Below are 16,012 nucleotides of genomic sequence, written 5' to 3'. Positions count from 1 at the left end.
TCTCAAATAAGTATGCTCAGGAAACTCCTTATCGTAACCATTGCGCTGGTTATCGCCGGATTTGCCTCCATGACGGTTCAGGCGCAGTCAAGCCAGGAAGAGATCGCCTCAGAGGTGGACGCCGTGCTGACAAACATGGTAGCCCTTGCTGAAGTTTTTCCCGCCGACAAATACGAATGGGCGCCTACCGAGACCGTGTTCCCGTTCCGGCGACACCTCGTGCATGTTTCGCAGGCGTCCTATTTTATTTTAGGGTTGGCGGCAGCAGAAGCGCCCGAAGGAGTCAATGTGGGATACGCGCTCGAGAATGTGGTGGAAAAAGAAGACGTGATAGCGTTCCTCAAGCACACGCATGAATTCGCGGTTTCCAGTATTCGCGGGATGTCCGACGAGACGATGAACTCCATGGTGAGTTTGTACGGCGACCCGGAACGGACCGTGCGCGCTGCCCTGCTCGCTTATCTGCGGCATAATTCCGAGCATCTCGGGCAGTTGATTTCCTACGCACGCATGCAGGACATCGTACCGCCCTGGAGTCAATGAGCATATCGCGAAGAACGTTTCTGCACTTGTCCGGTGCGGCGGCTGCCCTTTCGACGGCAAGCATACCTCACCCGCCGCAAGCTCATCCGCGCCGGGCCATGCCCATTGCGATTGCTTCAGGGAATGGCATCCGGGGTGTCGAAAGGGCATACCGGATGATGACGGAGGAAGACGCGGACCCGCTTGACGCAGCCATTGCCGGCGTCAAAATCCAGGAATTGGACCCGACCGACCAGAGCGTGGGCCTCGGCGGTTTACCCGACGAGCGGGGCATCGTTACGCTGGACGCCTCGCTTATGCATGGTCCTACCCGCCGCGCCGGAGCCGTTGCCGCTCTGGAAGACATCGCTACGCCTTCTCTTGTGGCCAAGGCGGTGATGGATTACACGGATCATGTGATTCTTGTAGGGAAGGGCGCCCGGGATTTCGCCATTCGGATGGGATTCAAGCCGCAGAATCTGCTTACGGAACAGAGCCGTAACGACTGGCTGGCTTGGAAAACAAGCCTGAACGCCGGGGATAATTGGCTGGAATGGCCGGAAGCAGCGGCAAAACACACGGACGGCACCATTCACATGAGCGCCGTTACAGGAGGCGGGGATATCGCCTCGGTCACGACCACAAGCGGGCTGGCCTGGAAAATTCCCGGTCGAATAGGGGACAGCCCCATCGTCGGCGCCGGACAGTACTGCGACAACACGGTGGGCTCCGCCGGGGCAACCGGCCGGGGCGAAGCCGCTATTCAGACCTGTGGATCGTTTCTTGCCGTCGAGTTCATGCGCCAGGGGTATGCTCCGGAAGATGCCTGTCTCGAGGTACTGCGGCGTGTCGTGGCCATGACCGAAGACCGCCTGCTGGACGCACGGAGCCGCCCGCGTTTCGGGCTCAGCTTCTATGCCGTCCACAAGGACGGGCGATACGGGGCCGCTACCATGTACGAAGGGCCGCAGTTTGCCGTCGCCTCGGCGGACGGCGTGCGCCACGAACCCATGGCCTTTCTGTATTCCAATGAGTAAGCCGCCTGCCTTCGGAACCGTCGGCTGGATGGACCTCACCGTTCCCGACGCCGAAACCGTCCGGGATTTCTACGAGGCGGTGACCGGCTGGAAGGCCTCTCCTGTAAACATGGGAGAGTACGACGATTTCAGTATGTCGCCCCCGGGCGACGACACGGAACCGGTGGCCGGGGTGTGCCATGCACGAGGCCCCAATGCGGACCTGCCTCCCCAGTGGCTCATCTACATCCTGGTCGAGGATCTCGAAGCAAGTATGGCCGTGTGCCGCGAGCGGGGCGGCTCCGTGATCAAAGGACCCGTATCCATGGGAGCCATGGGCAGCTATTGCGTGATTCGCGATCCGGCCGGCGCCGCGGCAGCGCTTTTTTGTCCGGGCGCGTCTGACGACTCCTGATCTTTTATCCCTCGAGCCTTTCCTCGAGCAGTTTCCGGGCCAGTTCGGGCTTGGCCGTACCTCCGGTGCGCTGCATCACCTGGCCCATAAAGAACCCCATGAGCCCTTTCTTACCTGCCCTGTAGGCCGCAACCTTGTCGGGGAATGCATCCAGCGTTTCTTCTACAGCGGGCGCCAGCGCATCCGGATCCGCCACCTGTTTCCATCCTTTTTTCTCAATGATCGTATCGGGGCTGTCCCCCGAAGCCACCATCTCTATCAACACTTCCTTGCTCGTACGTGCGGAAACAACCTCTTCATCCACAAGCTTCACAAGGCGGGATAATTCATTGGGAGGCAAGGTAAAACGACCTTCTTTCTTTTCTATATCTTCCCATGGCAATTCGTTGAGGACCCAGTTGGCCAGGGCGTTCGCGCGAGTAGCATCGTCCAGCGCTTGCGTGTAGCTGGCCCGCGCTTCATGGAAATACTCGTGGGCTTCGGGTTTCTGCGCCAGGCCAACGGCCACATCATCGGACACGCCAACTTCGACGTTGGCCGAAAAACGCGTACGCTCCTCTTCCGAAAGCCCTGCAATCCGTTCGGTAAGCGTGGGCGAGGGGGGAGAAGAAGCCCGTTCCTTCGGTGCGTCCGGGGTTGCCGCCGGTCTGGTCACTGGCTCCCGGTCTGCGCTCCTGACTTTATCCTCTATCTTCGCCCAGGTGTCCCGCAGCGGCACGATCCGGTTGAAAATCAGGCGTTCGGGCGTCGAATCCTCCGGATCCCTCCAGAAATATCCTTCCCGTTCGAACTGGTAGCGCCGCGTATCATTATCTCCAGTGATACTCGGCTCGATCATGGCATCCCGTAGCGTCACCAGCGAATCGGGGTTGAGATGGGTCATGAAATCGTCTTCGCCCGCTTCCGGATCAGGCGTGCGAAAGAGGCGATCATACAAGCGCACCTCGACGGGAATGAACCGCGCCGCGGATACCCAGTGGATGGTGCCGCGCACCTTGCGTCCGTCGGGCGCATTGCCGCTGCGCGTTTCCGGGTCGTAGGTGCATCGCAACTCGATCACATCGCCGGCCTCGTTGCGCACCACCTCCTCGCACCGGATCAGATAGGCATACCGCAGGCGTACTTCGCGACCCGGCGCCAGCCTGTAATAGTTCTTCGGCGGATCCTCCCTGAAGTCGTTCCGGTCAATGTAGAGTTCCCTGCCGAAAGGCACCGCCCTTACTCCCTCACGGGGCACGTCGTGCGGCCAGAAAGAGGCCTCCAGTTCCTCATCGGCCGTATCGGGATAGTTTATCAGGGTGACCTTCAGCGGCCGCAGCACGCACATCACGCGCGGCGCTTCGAAATTGAGATCGTTCCGAATGGTGTAATCCAGCAGGTCCATCCCGATACGGTTATCCGCCTTGGCCACTCCGATTTCGGCGCAAAAATCCCGGATAGCCCGCGGCGTAACCCCCCGCCGCCTCAGCCCCGCAAGCGTCGGCATCCGGGGATCGTCCCAGCCGGCCACATGCCCTTCCTGAACAAGGCGCAGCAGCTTGCGCTTGCTCATAATCGTGTAGTCGAGGTTCAAGCGGGCGAATTCATACTGGCGGGGGCGGGGTTCCTCCACGCATCGGTCGACAATCCAGTCATACAATTCCCGGTTGTTGTCGAACTCGAGCGTGCACAAGGAATGGGTGATCTCCTCGATGGCGTCCGAGAGAGGATGGGCGAAGTCATACATCGGGTAGATGCACCAGGCATCGCCGGAACGGTAATGATGCGCATGCCGGATCCGATAGAGCAGGGGGTCGCGCATCTTCATATTGGAAGACGCCATATCCCCCCGGGCGCGCAGCACATGCTCGCCGTCCTTGTATTCGCCGCGCTTCATGCGGCGAAAGAGATCGAGATTTTCTTCCACGGACCGGTTCCGGTACGGGCTCTCCTGTCCCGGTTCGGTGACCGTGCCCCGCGTCGCGCGTATTTCGGCCTCGTCCTGACTGTCCACATAGGCGTGGCCGTTTCTGATCAGGTGCTCCGCAAAGGCATACAGCCGGTCGAAATAATCCGACGCGTAATACTCCCGGTCTTCCCAGTCGAAACCAAGCCAGCGTACATCTTCCTTGATGGACTCGACATACTCGACCTCCTCCGTTTCAGGGTTGGTATCGTCGAACCGGAGATTGCATGCCCCCCCAAAATCCTCCGCCATCCCGAAATTCAGGCAGATGGACTTGGCATGCCCGATATGCAGATACCCGTTCGGCTCAGGAGGAAACCGTGTGGCGACCCGCCCGCCGTAGGTATCGTTCCGTATGTCGTTCTCCACGATCTCGCGTATAAAATGCGAGCCCGACTCAGGGGCGTCATCGGGTGGTGGAGAGGAGGCCGGGGGTCCGGTTTCCATCATACTGTGTCGGCAAATACCGTCGGATTTATTACGCCGATTTCGGAGCGGATTCAAACGCCGCCGAACCCGAAAAGTCCCTCTTGCGTTCATAGCGCTTTGCAGGCGTTACACTTCGCATGAACGTATCGAGCAAGACATCTCCTGTGATCCGGCAAAAAACGCGGCGGGTGCTCGTCTTCGCATATTATTTTCCGCCGATGGGCCTGAGCGGCGTCCAGCGGACCGCCAAGTTCCTGAAATACCTGCCCCGTCACGGCTGGGAGTCGACGGTCGTTACCTGCCGCCCGCATGGCTATTTCGCCTACGACGACAGCCTGCTGCGCGAGATCGAGGAGGCCGGCATCACGATTCATCGCACCGCCTCGTGGGATCCTACCCGTCTTTTCGGCAGGCGCACCACCGTGGATATGCCCCGGGAATCCGTACGGCGGGGGTTGTCCGCGCTGAGCCAATGGGTTTTCATACCCGATAACAAGGTGGGATGGATGCGTCCTGCCCTCGGACAGGCCCTGGGTATACTCAGGGACAAGCCATACGACCTGATCTATTCTTCGGCCCCGCCGTACACCTCGCACCTTGCCGCCGCCCGGCTGGCCCGGAAAACGGGCCTGCCGCTGGTCCTCGATTTTCGGGACGACTGGGTGGGCAATCCCCGCCATATCTACCCGACGCCATTTCACCGGGCGCGCTCGACCCGGCTCGAGGGCAGCGCCCTGAAGGCTGCGGACCGCGTTGTCGTCATCGGTGACGCCATCCGGAAAAGCCTTGCCACACGCCATCCGGACATCCTTACCCCGGAAAACGTACGGGTCATCCCGCAAGGATTCGATCCTGCCGATTTCGATGCCGAGCCCCGCATTCCCGGGCTGACCATGGACCCGGAGGTTTTCACGCTGCTCTACAGCGGCGTGTTTTACGATGCGCAATCTCCGGAACCTTTTCTGCGAGGGCTGGCGGCGCTTGTGGAGAGAGAACCGGCGCTTCGCAACCGCCTGCGCGCCGTCTTCATGGGTTTGCTGCCGGCATTCGCCAAAACCCTTGCCGCGCAACTGCATATCGAGGACATGGTGCACCATACGGGCTATCTCCCGCACGAGGAAGCGGTATCCGGCCTGCTCGCAGCGGATGTGCTCTGGATGACGATCGGACGAGCCGATGGATCGGCAAGAATATGGACCGGAAAGCTGTACGAGTACTTCGGCTCCGGAAAACCGGTACTGGGCCTGGTGCCGGAGGGTGTGGCCCGCAAGGCGCTCAAGGAGTACGGCGCCTCGACCATCGTGGAGCCGGACGCCTCGCCGGATGCGATTGCGGATGCGATCGGACAGTTGTACGAACAGTGGAGCGGGGGACGCCTCCCGCGTCCCGACCCGGCATGGATAGCCAAGTTCGACCGGGAGCGTCTTGCAGGTGCACTGGCCGGTATTTTTAACGATATTGTGCAGGAAAGGGAATGAACAGCCTCTGAGCTTCGTGGACTTAATCAGAGTATCCCATGCATGACAAGCCGTTGAATCCAGGAGTAATGGAACGGGTGCTCACCAGCGACCGGGAGAGCATCGAACGGATTGTCTCCGAAACGGAAGCCTTTCTCCAGGAACGCGTGCGCGATGAAGAGCTTGCCTATAATATCGTTCTTTTGACCGTGGAGGCCGTTACCAATGCGATCGAGCACGGAAACCGGTTCGATGCGGCGAAGCAGGTCCATTTCCGAATGGAAGCGGTGGATCAGCGCATCGAAGTCGCTGTAGAGGATGAGGGAGAAGGTTTTAATCCCACCACGTCTGCCGATCCGCGGGCCTGCGAAAACCTCCTGCAGGAGGGAGGCCGCGGCCTGCTCTTCATGCAATCCATGGCCGACGAGGTCCTGTTCGAGAACGACGGCAGGAAGGTGCGCTTGATCTTCCATGCCGGCTAGGGCCTGTATAGTGCTAACAGACCCTAAGCCCTCAGGCCTCACCTGGCTCCTTCTCCTGCTGCTTGCCGCGGCTATGGGCGGCATGGCATGGTGGGCCGCCGCCCCGGGAACCCGCGGGGGATTCGTCGTGGCTGCACTTGCCGCGGGCGCAATCTGCGCATTGCTCTGGAAACGGGGGGATGTGCCGATGCACCTCGTGATCGTCTTTGCGCTCGTCTTGCGGCTGGCCGTATTCTGGCTGCCGCCGGGCCTTTCCGACGACGCCTACCGGTACGTGTGGGACGGTCTCGTGCAGGCGGAGGGATATAACCCCTATCTGCATACGCCCGACAGCCCGGAACTGGAGGCGCTGCGCGAGGAGCCCGTATACGACGAACTCAATTCGCCCGGCGTCTACACGGTATATCCCCCGGTATCCCAGCTCATTTTCCGGATCGGGGCCGTTTTCTACGACCGGGGCTGGGAAGTATCCTGGTTCGTCATCAAAGGGCTCCTGGCGCTCTTCGAATTCGGAGCAGTCCTTGTACTGAGCCGAATGCTCCGCCCCCGGCAGTTATTGCTGTACGCATGGAATCCGGCGGTCGTGCTTGCCGGAGCCGGTCAGGGGCACGGCGAAGCGGCCATGGTGCTGTTTCTGGCGCTTATGCTGTTCGCGCTGAAGAACAAGCGGGGGGTATGGGCTTCCGTCTGGCTGGCCTGCGCCGGCGGCGTCAAACTCTACCCGTTTCTTTTGTTTCCCTTTCTTTGGCGCCGCTTCGGCTGGAAAAGCATCGCTGCGGGCCTTGGGATAGCGTTTCTTCCCGCACTGCCCTTCTTTCATCCGGAGGGGATAGGAAAAATACTTTCGTCGCTGAATCTCTATGTGCGCCTTTTCGAATTCAATGCCGGCCTGTACTACGGCATAAAGCATTTCCTGGCCCTGCTGACCGGAATGGATCTGAGCAAGCTGCTCGGTCCGGCCCTGGCTGCGCTATATCTTGCCGGACTGGCGATGCTGTACGCACAGCGTCCGAAATCGGCTGGCGCCAACTCGAAAACATGGGCCAAATCAGCCGGAAACGGCTGGAAAACATGGCCCCGATCAGCCGGAACCGGCTGGCAAACACGGCCCAACTCAACCGGAAACGGCTGGCAAACATGGCCCCGATCAGCCGGAACCGGCTGTCAAACATGGCTGACCCGGCGATACTTCCTGCAGGAGAACCGGGGCCTGCGGCCCCTGTTTGTCTGGGCGGCAGGCGGTTTCCTCGTATTCGCCACCACCGTACATCCCTGGTACCTGCTTGGCGTGCTGGTACTTGCAGCTCCGGCGGAACGGCCCTCCTGGCATTGGTACTGGCTTTCGGTGTGCGCGCTCGGCACCTATCTGCTCTATACCGGCGGACCCTACTGGATATGGGTCTGGACAGGGTGGGGGGGATGGTCCGTCCTGGCCGCCTGCCGCTATCGCCGCGCCCTCACAGACCTCTTGCTGCGGGCTCGCGCCGCCCGAAAAGCAGCCCTCATGGCGCGTTTTCTGGAGAAGGGGCAGTCGGTGCTCGATGTGGGGGCAGGGGAGGGTTATGTGGGAGAAAAATTAGGCAAACGCCTTGGCGGACAAATACAACTGGTGGATATCCTCAATCAAAACAGGACCTCGCTTCCACTGGACGTGTACGAAGGGAGACGCCTGCCCTACGCTTCCGGAGCCTTTGATGCTTCCCTGCTGGTTTTCGTCCTGCATCACGCCGGACATGCGGACGAACTGCTCCGTGAAACGCTGCGTGTCAGCCGCCGCACAGTAATCCTCGAGTCGACCTATGTGTGGAAATGGGAGTTGGCGCTGCTTCACAGGCTGGATCGCCTGGCGAACCGTCTGCGCTCGGAAAAGGCCGCGCCTATGCAGGAGGGACCGCTGCGTTTCCGGACACACGCCGAATGGCTGGCCTGTTTCCAGGAGGCCGGCGCGCACGTAGTCCATGCGCAGCGTACCCGGCGATGCGTGGACCGTCAATCGCTTTTTGTAGTGGAAGGGGGGGAGAAATCAGCGCCTGAAAGCGGAGGAGCGCTCCCAAACAAGGAAAGGGTCTCGGGTTCGACCGGCTCTTCTTCAGCGTCCTCCGGCCGATAAGAACGATAGCGTGCGCCGGGCCTTGCTGTGGCGATCAGCGTTTCCGCATAGAGGCCGCCGCTGAGCAGAAGAATGACCGCATGATTCAGCGCCGCGACCCTGTGCTCGACAGGGACCTGTACAGGGGATGCTCCGTGCAAACGGGCATACGCCCAGGCGCCTTCCATAAGCAAATACAGGCGATGTGCGGTTCCGACAATATCCCGGAAGCCCGCCGCAGTACACCACTTCTCCAGTTCGGTCCGTATCGCCTCCTTATGCCTGCGGGCCAGCCTGTTTATCGCATGATCCTTGTCAGGATATTCGCCCAGGGCCATCTGAAAAGGACATCCCCGGCAATGGGGCGAGCCGGTTCGTTCAGCGAGTGCAAAAAAGAAGGCCTTTAATTTCTCCAGCGGGGTTCTCGCATTTTCCGTGCTCTTCTCAAGCCATGTCAGGATATGGGCTGCTTCTATCCCGAGGTATTCGAGCACCAGCTCGTCTTTGGACGTGAAATACCGGTACAGCGTTCGCTTCGCCACCTCTGCTTCCCCGGCAATCGCATCCACGCCGACCGCCCTGTACCCGTATTCTCCGAACAGTGTCGCCGCCGCGTTCAGAATATCCGCACGCAGTTGTTCTCCTTGCGCATCGACTATCATATTGTCCATTTGAGATCGTTTCATCCCAATTTCCCCTTGGATCCCTCGAGAGTAGACCGGTCGGTCTACTTATAGGCTTTGTAAGTATACTGATCGGTCTACTTACAGTTCCCCTGGTATACTAATCGGTATACCACGAATCCGTTCGCGGTATACCGCCGGGTATACCTGCCCGGGAATGCTGGTATACAGGCCGGTATACCAAGGCTTGATTCAGGTGGAGTGTCCCAGGAGGCGCAGTGTGACGAAGGGCGGTAGAGCGCGCCAGACAGCCCGACGCACCCTCGTTAGTTACAAGGAAGAAAGGCGTACCGGGGCGGTCGGGGTTGCCAAGGGAGCTTCGCTTCGGGCGACGTATCCCGGGGTGCTGTATAGTGACGGGGACGCTCTCAGGCGCTCTACACGCCCTGTAACACAGATTACGTCTTACGAATCGAACGAGAGAGGCGCCGTTTCAATCAAAAGTGAGCGGGCGAGACCGGATAAGACGAGCATAGTTGCCTCAGAGGCCCAGCGCCTCCCGTACCGCAGCCAGAAGCGCCTGCGCATCCTGGGCCGCATCCACGAAAATCGCCTCGGGGTCGCCCCGAAACCATGTTTCCTGCCGTTTTGCGTAGCGGCGCGTGTTTTGCTTGATCAAACGCACCATTTCGTCTTCCGTGATTTCCCCCTTCAGAAAAGCGATAGGCTCCTGGTAGCCGATCGTGCGCAGCGGATTGAGTCCGGGATCGTATCCTGCCTCGAGGAGGCCGCGTACTTCGTCGACAAGACCGGTAACCAGCATCTCGTCCACTCGGCGCTCGATGCGGGCATAGAGTTCCTCTCGATTTCGCTGTAAAACGACCGTACGGAACGCATAGGGAGGAGGCGCCTGCGTCTCGTGAAACCGGCTGAGAGGGATGCCGGTCGCCTCGTATACCTCGAGGGCGCGGGCAAGACGCTGCGTTTTGGTGGCGTCCATGGTAGCAGCGGCGCGTGGATCGACCTGCCGCAAGACCTCATACATCGCCTCCGGGCCTTCCTGGTCGAGGCGCCTCCGGATATGCGCGCGTACCGAAGGAGGGATGTCGGGGATATTGGCAAGGCCGTACCGGAGGGCTCGCAGATACAAGGTGGAGCCGCCCGTAACGAGGGGGATCCGGCCCCGGTCGAGAATCTCTGCAATACGGTCGAGCGCTTCGGACATAAACATACCCGCCGAAAAGGGCTCTTCAAGGGACCGCTCGTTGATGAAATGATGCGGGATTCGCTCCAGTATATCCTTGTCGGGCTTGGCAACCCCGATGGTAAGCTCCCGGTATAGCTGCCGGCTGTCCGCAGAAATGATTTCCGATTCAAGTAATACTGAAAGATTTATGCATAACTCTGTCTTGCCCACTGAAGTAGGACCGGTTATAACAGGTATAACATCCATTATATTTACGAGTCAATAAACCTGTTTTGCCGTAGACGGCGGGGTAGGGGAAAGTTATAGGCAATTCAAATCAAAAACCGCCGGGAGTATACAGGCCGCCCGAAACCAGGCGGGGTCATTCATACCTGTGCATAAGCGCTCAATCACCTTCCTTCTCAATATGAATGTAATCTGCCGCGCTGTCGCGCAGGCGGTCGCGCTGGTGTACGTAGACCATGGTCGTTTCGATTTTCTTGTGGCGGGCATGCGACTGCACCTGCTGGATGGAAGCGCCGGCCTCGATGGCCAGCGTACAGCCGGTGTGTCTCAGCGAATGCGCCCCGATCTCCTGCGGGAGCCCGGCTCGCTGCGCCGTACGATCCACAATGCCATAAATGGAACGCTCTGAAAGGCGCCGGCCGTAACTGTTGTTGCTCAGGGAGCGCCAGAGAGGACCATCCGTAATCCCATAGTAGGTTTTCATGCGTTCGATCTCTTCCACGACATGTTCGGGGATTTTGACGTACTGGTCGGCGCCGCCCTTCGTATCGGGGAGATCGAGCACCCAGTAGTTTCCGAGCGATCGGATATGCTGTATGTCCATGGCGGCGGCTTCCGAGCGGCGCAGCACGCAGTGGAGGAGAGTAAGCAGGAGCGCCCGATCCCGCGGAGCCGTATGAGCCTGCTTGCCGTCCGGACCAGGATGCGTTGCCGCCTGGATGAGCCGCTGGGCCTGCTCGGCAGTCAAAACCACATGGGTGCGGTCGCGGCCGCCCGATTTGCGGATACGGCGCAGTACATGCCGGCTTGCCGGGTTTCTGGACAATATGCCAAGGGCCACAAGCCATTCGCAAAACCCCCGAATGGCTGCAATTCGCCGCTTGATAGTGGCCGGCTTATAGCCATTTTTCTCCATTTCCGCGATGTGCCGGTTGATATCCGTAAAGGACAGGTCGCGTACCGTAACGGTGTCCACAAAGTCGGACCCGAAGAAAGAAGACAAGTCGTCTCCATAGGCCTTGCGCGTCTGGGGACGGTCGTAACGATCCAGAAATGCCTCGATGAGGTTCGCATCCGGACGGATGATGCCCGTGGCGACATCCATCAAGGCGGTAGGGGAAAATTCCGAACCCGAGTAGCTCATTTTCCTTTATAGTTCCCTGTGTAGTATGTGCATGGAAGGGTGAAAGGACGCTATATCACGCCCGAAAACGCTGCGAATGCATTAGGGGAGTACCGATAGCCCCTCGAAAATCCCCGCATTATTCTTCCGCTAACCCAGCGAAACACCCTTATTCTACTTCCGATAAGAACTGTTATCGGAAGTAGAGACAGTATAAGGCCTCTGGTATGGGTTTGTCAAGGGGTTTTTGTTCTTTTTCGGGAGATGCGGGGCCTCCCTCCTGTACGGAGCGTGCGCCTGCAAGTCTTTGCCTTTTCGATTCGAGGCGAAATACCGGATGTTATCCGCCCGATCCGGGTTTGGGCGCTCCTGCGGCTTGCCTGAACAAATGTCCCTCGATCCGCCCCAGGCAGGAATGAATGGCGGAAAAGTCCCGATGGAAGTCCCGGCGGAGGTCTCGGATTGCGTACAGAACATACCCCAGAATCACCGGCATCGAAAGAGATGCAACGGATACGATCGCAACTTGAATGGTTTCTGTCAGGTTCATTGCCGTTCGATAAAACAAGGAATACGATTAGCGATGCACCGGGCAAAACGTACGCAAGAGGCTATACCGTGCAAGGCGCTATCCTGATCCCGGAAGCGCCGTATATTTTTCCCCGGAACATGGCGGGCGTCTGGTCTGGCAGGAAAACAGACCCCGCAGAGCGCCGCTGCATAGTATTAACAGGCCCTAAAAGGTTTCCGGGGAAAACCGTATTATCTGTCATTCTCATTGTCGTAACATTTGCAGTTTTGCAGGATCGTAAAACCATTGTGGGCGAGGGGTTACGCATCAACCCCTTGCACGATACCCACCACGCCCACGGTCCCGGATCTCCTCGAAAAAGATGAAAGAACGGTTCATGCTCAAGGCCTTGGGCCTCCTCCTAATCGTACTCAGTGCCGAAACCGTTACGGAATGGGTGCTCGCATTGTTCGAAGGACGCGTCGGTTTCGATGCGAACCTGCTTGTGTTGCTGATCGGAATCGGGTTGTTTTATGCGCACCCGTTATGGCACAAGGCGGCAAGGGTATATGTGGTCTTGTGCGGCCTCGCGATCATCGTCGTAGCCGTGATGGCGTTTGGAGGATTTCCGGATGTGAGAAGCTGGCTGGAACTAGAACACGGCACCCTCGAATCCATCCCCCCTCCCCTTATAGCGCTGTATGCAGCCGTGTTATTGGCGCTCCTCGTGTGGAGTTACGTATTCCTGCATAAAGCGGCCGTGGCGGACAAGGATCCGGAGGAGTCCGAAAGTTCAGGCTGAGAAGGGTATCCGGAGTTATTCATAAAACCTTCAATGAAATATGTGCCGGCGAATGTGTCTAAAGAGCAACGTCGCAGGAAAACACCCCATTTACGGGCAGGAGTGAAACCAAACGACGTTTCCGGTATACATTTTTCACCCCATCCCCGAAAGCCGTGCTTGAACACATGGAATTCGCCGCCGCAATTGCAGGGTTGATCGTGGCGATCTCAGGATGCGCCATTGCAATCGTCCGTTTCTGGAGCCTTCCGGATCGGATCGAAAAGCTGGAAAACAAGGTCGAAGGCATGGATATCCGCTTGGCGCACATTGAAGGACACTTGTTCGGCGGTTACGCTGCTTCCGGCGAGTAACGTCAGACAGCTTTCATAGGCTCATAGCGCCGGGTTTCCAGGAGTCACATAGTCGGGATTCAATGTGGTCGGAACCGGGGCGTGCACCGATTCCCGCCATAATTGAAGCCGGCGATGAAGGGCTTCAACCGTTTGCGGGTTTTGCGCAGCGACATTCCTGGTTTCTCCCGGGTCGCTTCCCAGATCATACAGTTCCAGGCGGCCATCCTCGAAGTATTCAATGAGCTTCCAGGAGCCCTGGCGAATGGCGCCTGCCGGCGTGGTTCGCCACGTACGACCGTTTGGATACCATTGGGGGTTAGCTTCCAGATAGGCCGGGAAATGCCAAAAGAGGGCGTCGCGCGTTAGTGTTCCGGTCTGCTTCAGCAACGGTATCAGGCTTTCGCCGTCCAGTATTTGGGAAGGCGGTCCGGGCTGCCCCGTGATCTCCAGAAACGTCGGAAAGAAATCGATGCCGATAACGGGCACGCGGCTTTGCGTACCGGGCGCGATGACCGACGGCCAACGCATGGCAAGCGGCACGCGGATGCCCCCCTCATACAAGGTTCCTTTGCCGTCGCGTAGCGGCGCCATAGACGTGATCCCATGAACCCCGCCATTATCGGCATAAAACACGACCAGGGTCTGCTCGCTGATCGCCAGGTCGTCCAGCGTTGCCAGGATACGCCCTACCCCCTGGTCCACGGTTTCCACCATGGCTGCATACATCGGGTTGTTCTGTGGACCCTCGTTCGACTTGGCGGCATACTTTTCCACCAGGGCAGGTTTGCCCTGAATGGGGGTATGCACAGCATAGTACGGGAGATAGACAAAAAACGGCCCCGCTTTGTGCTGCTCTATGAATCGAACGGCTTCCTCCGTGAGCCGATCCGTCAGATATTCACCCTCGGGGCCATCGGCAATATCTTCGTTGCGATACGGGCTGAAATAAGTGGGAGGATGCCCTCGCTGATTCCCGCCGACGTTGTAGGTAAAGCCTTGCCCCACGGGCCCCGTCGCCGACCCCTGGCCCATATGCCATTTTCCAAGACTGATGCTCGTATACCCGGCGGCCTGCAGGGCCTCGGTTAAGGTAAAGACCGTGCTGTCGAGCACTGTCGTGTTGGGCGTCGGGATGAGTTTGCGATTTCGGGACTGGCCTCTTTCAGGAGAATTCACTGTGTAAATGCCGTGCCGGGGGCTGTATTGCCCCGACATTAGCGAGGCGCGGCTCGGGGCGCAGTTCGGTCCATTGGCATAGGCATCGGTGAAAATCATACCCCCGGCAGCGAGCCGGTCGATATTCGGGGTTTCGTACCAGGTGCTCCCGTTGAAACCCACATCGCGCCACCCGAGATCGTCTACATAGATAAAGACGATGTTGGGTGGGGGCATGGGCGTCTCCGGACGCTCAGCCCCCCTGCACCCCGACGCCCATGCGGCAAGGAGCATAAGGGCGAAAAGAGGCCAGGGAAAAGGCCCGGGGCGACCCCCTCGAACCTCGTATAGTATATCGAACATTCAGATCCGCCCCTCCAGGTAATCCTTGCGCGTTTTCTCTTCGAATCGCTCGATAGCGTAGCGCAGCATGGTCCGGGGCATGTCCTGGTAGTGCCGGTTCAGAAAGGCTTCCTCCATCGCAAGGTCCTTCTTCCCCACTTCGCGCAGCATCCACCCGACCGCTTTGTGCATCAGGTCCTGGTCGTCGTCAAGAAGTTGTTCGGCCATGGCCAGAATTTCGTCGAACCTGCCCCGTTTGATGTACCAATAGGTGGCAAGGACGGCTATTCTGCGTTTCCAGAGGCTCTCATCGCGGACCCAGTCGAAAAGCAGGCGCTTCTCCCGTGACTCGAGATGGGCCCCGACGATCTTCGGAGCAGAAGAATCGACCAGGTCCCAGTTGTTGACGTACTCGACCCGCTTCAGATACAAAGCGAATACCGCTTCCTTTTGCGCGTCGTCGCCCCGTTCGTACCGCCGGACGAGCATCAGGAGCGCGCATAGCCGGTCTTCATGCCATGGAGACATAAGCAATTGCTCCACCACGGACATATCCGCCGCATCGCAGGTGCGGGCCATTTTGCGAAGAACCGGTACGCGGATGCCCCGGAACCGGTCGCCCTCCCCGTATTCGCCCGGGCCGGTGCGAAAAAAGCGCGCCGAGTGGGCCGCAATGTCGGCATTGCCCGCTGCCTCGAGCCGGGCCTGTATTTCTGCAAGGGTCATGGTGAAAAATCGCCCGGAAATGTTACGGTGCAAACATTTCCTGCAGCACATTAAGCACCTTGGACATCGTGGGAGCAGACATTTTTCCGATACATCGAATCATCCGACTTTGGTCTATAGTCCGTAACTGGTCCACCACAACGAAGCCCCCCTTGTTCTGGAACCTGCAAGGGATTCGGAACGGATACGGATGACCGCCTGTGGTCATCGGCGCTACGAGAAACGTTCGGAGATGAAAATTGAGTTCATCGGGAGACACAACCACGCATGGTCGCGTCTTCTTTATTTCCTGGCCTTGTGTGGGATCCAGCGATACCAGATACACATCTCCCCGTCTCGGACTGCTCATTCCCATTCCCACTCGGATTTGTCAAACTCAGAAAGGACCGGGGCGTCAAGAAGGTCATCCTCTCCCCTTGAACGCATCTTTTTTGCCGCATCAACCCATCCGGTGCGCGGTGTCGAGACACGCTCAATAAGAAGCCCCTCCTCCACAACACGCATCTCAAGGGGCCCTTGAAGCTCTGCCGCTTCGATAAGCGGTTTAGGAATGCGAATTCCCTGTGAGTTTCCGATCGGGATAATCTTAACCTTCACTTTTAGCCCTC

The 16,012-nt window shown here is 58.7% G+C and carries 16 protein-coding genes; 8 read left to right on the top strand and 8 right to left on the bottom strand.

The window, feature by feature from the left end:
- Positions 1-12 precede the first annotated feature (12 nt).
- From F4Y00_08205 to F4Y00_08195, 3 genes are read left to right on the top strand one after another with little or no spacing between them, the layout of a single operon-like run.
- Entirely contained in the window at positions 13-543 is a 531-nt protein-coding gene (locus tag F4Y00_08205) for a DinB family protein (protein ID MYE04936.1), read from the top strand.
- The gene (locus F4Y00_08200; protein ID MYE04935.1) at positions 540-1,559 is read left to right on the top strand and encodes a N(4)-(beta-N-acetylglucosaminyl)-L-asparaginase; all 1,020 of its coding nucleotides are present in this window, start codon (positions 540-542) and stop codon (positions 1,557-1,559) included. The genes F4Y00_08205 and F4Y00_08200 overlap by 4 nt, the downstream gene beginning before the upstream one ends.
- Positions 1,552-1,953, top strand: a complete 402-nt coding sequence (locus F4Y00_08195) for a VOC family protein (GenBank protein MYE04934.1) — start codon at positions 1,552-1,554, stop codon at positions 1,951-1,953. The genes F4Y00_08200 and F4Y00_08195 overlap by 8 nt, the downstream gene beginning before the upstream one ends.
- A 4-nt stretch (positions 1,954-1,957) precedes the next feature.
- Here the strand turns inward: F4Y00_08195 and F4Y00_08190 are convergent, their stop codons facing one another.
- Positions 1,958-4,345 carry a glutamine--tRNA ligase/YqeY domain fusion protein gene (locus tag F4Y00_08190; protein MYE04933.1) on the bottom strand — a complete coding sequence of 796 codons (2,388 nt, stop codon included), beginning with the start codon at positions 4,343-4,345 and terminating at the stop codon, positions 1,958-1,960.
- A gap of 119 nt (positions 4,346-4,464) precedes the next feature.
- On the opposite strand from F4Y00_08190, the gene F4Y00_08185 reads away from it, so the two are divergent.
- The 3 genes from F4Y00_08185 to F4Y00_08175 are packed head-to-tail and all read left to right on the top strand — an operon-like array spanning position 4,465 to position 8,376.
- Entirely contained in the window at positions 4,465-5,805 is a 1,341-nt protein-coding gene (locus F4Y00_08185) for a glycosyltransferase family 4 protein (GenBank protein ID MYE04932.1), read from the top strand.
- A 38-nt stretch (positions 5,806-5,843) separates the two neighbouring features.
- The gene (locus F4Y00_08180; GenBank protein MYE04931.1) at positions 5,844-6,266 is read left to right on the top strand and encodes an ATP-binding protein; all 423 of its coding nucleotides are present in this window, start codon (positions 5,844-5,846) and stop codon (positions 6,264-6,266) included.
- Positions 6,256-8,376 carry a class I SAM-dependent methyltransferase gene (locus F4Y00_08175; protein ID MYE04930.1) on the top strand — a complete coding sequence of 707 codons (2,121 nt, stop codon included), beginning with the start codon at positions 6,256-6,258 and terminating at the stop codon, positions 8,374-8,376. The genes F4Y00_08180 and F4Y00_08175 overlap by 11 nt, the downstream gene beginning before the upstream one ends.
- On the opposite strand, the gene F4Y00_08170 is transcribed toward F4Y00_08175, so the two are convergent.
- From F4Y00_08170 to F4Y00_08160, 3 genes are all read right to left on the bottom strand, one after another.
- Positions 8,256-9,041, bottom strand: coding sequence for a TetR/AcrR family transcriptional regulator (locus F4Y00_08170; GenBank protein ID MYE04929.1), 786 nt, complete (start codon positions 9,039-9,041; stop codon positions 8,256-8,258). The genes F4Y00_08175 and F4Y00_08170 overlap by 121 nt on opposite strands.
- Before the next feature lie 478 nt (positions 9,042-9,519).
- Positions 9,520-10,431 (bottom strand): tRNA (adenosine(37)-N6)-dimethylallyltransferase MiaA, encoded by a 912-nt coding sequence (miaA, locus tag F4Y00_08165; protein MYE04928.1) that lies wholly within the window; start codon positions 10,429-10,431, stop codon positions 9,520-9,522.
- Between the two features lie 139 nt (positions 10,432-10,570).
- Positions 10,571-11,554 (bottom strand): tyrosine-type recombinase/integrase, encoded by a 984-nt coding sequence (locus F4Y00_08160; GenBank protein MYE04927.1) that lies wholly within the window; start codon positions 11,552-11,554, stop codon positions 10,571-10,573.
- A gap of 872 nt (positions 11,555-12,426) precedes the next feature.
- Here F4Y00_08160 and F4Y00_08155 point away from each other — a divergent pair.
- Both F4Y00_08155 and F4Y00_08150 read left to right on the top strand, forming a co-directional pair.
- Positions 12,427-12,846, top strand: a complete 420-nt coding sequence (locus F4Y00_08155; GenBank protein ID MYE04926.1) for a hypothetical protein — start codon at positions 12,427-12,429, stop codon at positions 12,844-12,846.
- A 167-nt stretch (positions 12,847-13,013) separates the two neighbouring features.
- Positions 13,014-13,199: a hypothetical protein gene (locus F4Y00_08150; protein ID MYE04925.1), complete on the top strand. Its 186-nt coding sequence runs from the start codon at positions 13,014-13,016 to the stop codon at positions 13,197-13,199.
- 21 nt (positions 13,200-13,220) lie between these two features.
- Here F4Y00_08150 and F4Y00_08145 read toward each other — a convergent pair whose 3' ends face one another.
- The 4 genes from F4Y00_08145 to F4Y00_08130 form a co-directional block, all read right to left on the bottom strand.
- Entirely contained in the window at positions 13,221-14,573 is a 1,353-nt protein-coding gene (locus tag F4Y00_08145) for a sulfatase (protein MYE04924.1), read from the bottom strand.
- 126 nt (positions 14,574-14,699) lie between these two features.
- Positions 14,700-15,404, bottom strand: a complete 705-nt coding sequence (locus F4Y00_08140; protein ID MYE04923.1) for a DNA alkylation repair protein — start codon at positions 15,402-15,404, stop codon at positions 14,700-14,702.
- A 22-nt stretch (positions 15,405-15,426) separates the two neighbouring features.
- Positions 15,427-15,759, bottom strand: a complete 333-nt coding sequence (locus tag F4Y00_08135) for a type II toxin-antitoxin system PemK/MazF family toxin (protein MYE04922.1) — start codon at positions 15,757-15,759, stop codon at positions 15,427-15,429.
- Positions 15,750-16,001, bottom strand: coding sequence for an AbrB/MazE/SpoVT family DNA-binding domain-containing protein (locus F4Y00_08130; protein ID MYE04921.1), 252 nt, complete (start codon positions 15,999-16,001; stop codon positions 15,750-15,752). The genes F4Y00_08135 and F4Y00_08130 overlap by 10 nt, the downstream gene beginning before the upstream one ends.
- Positions 16,002-16,012 lie beyond the last annotated feature (11 nt).

It is taken from the genome of Bacteroidetes bacterium SB0662_bin_6 (genome assembly GCA_009839485.1).
In the GTDB taxonomy this organism is placed as follows: Bacteria; Bacteroidota; Rhodothermia; order Rhodothermales; family VXPQ01; genus VXPQ01.
Note: the sequence above shows the minus strand (reverse complement) of the source record. Positions and strands in the feature narration are given on the sequence as shown.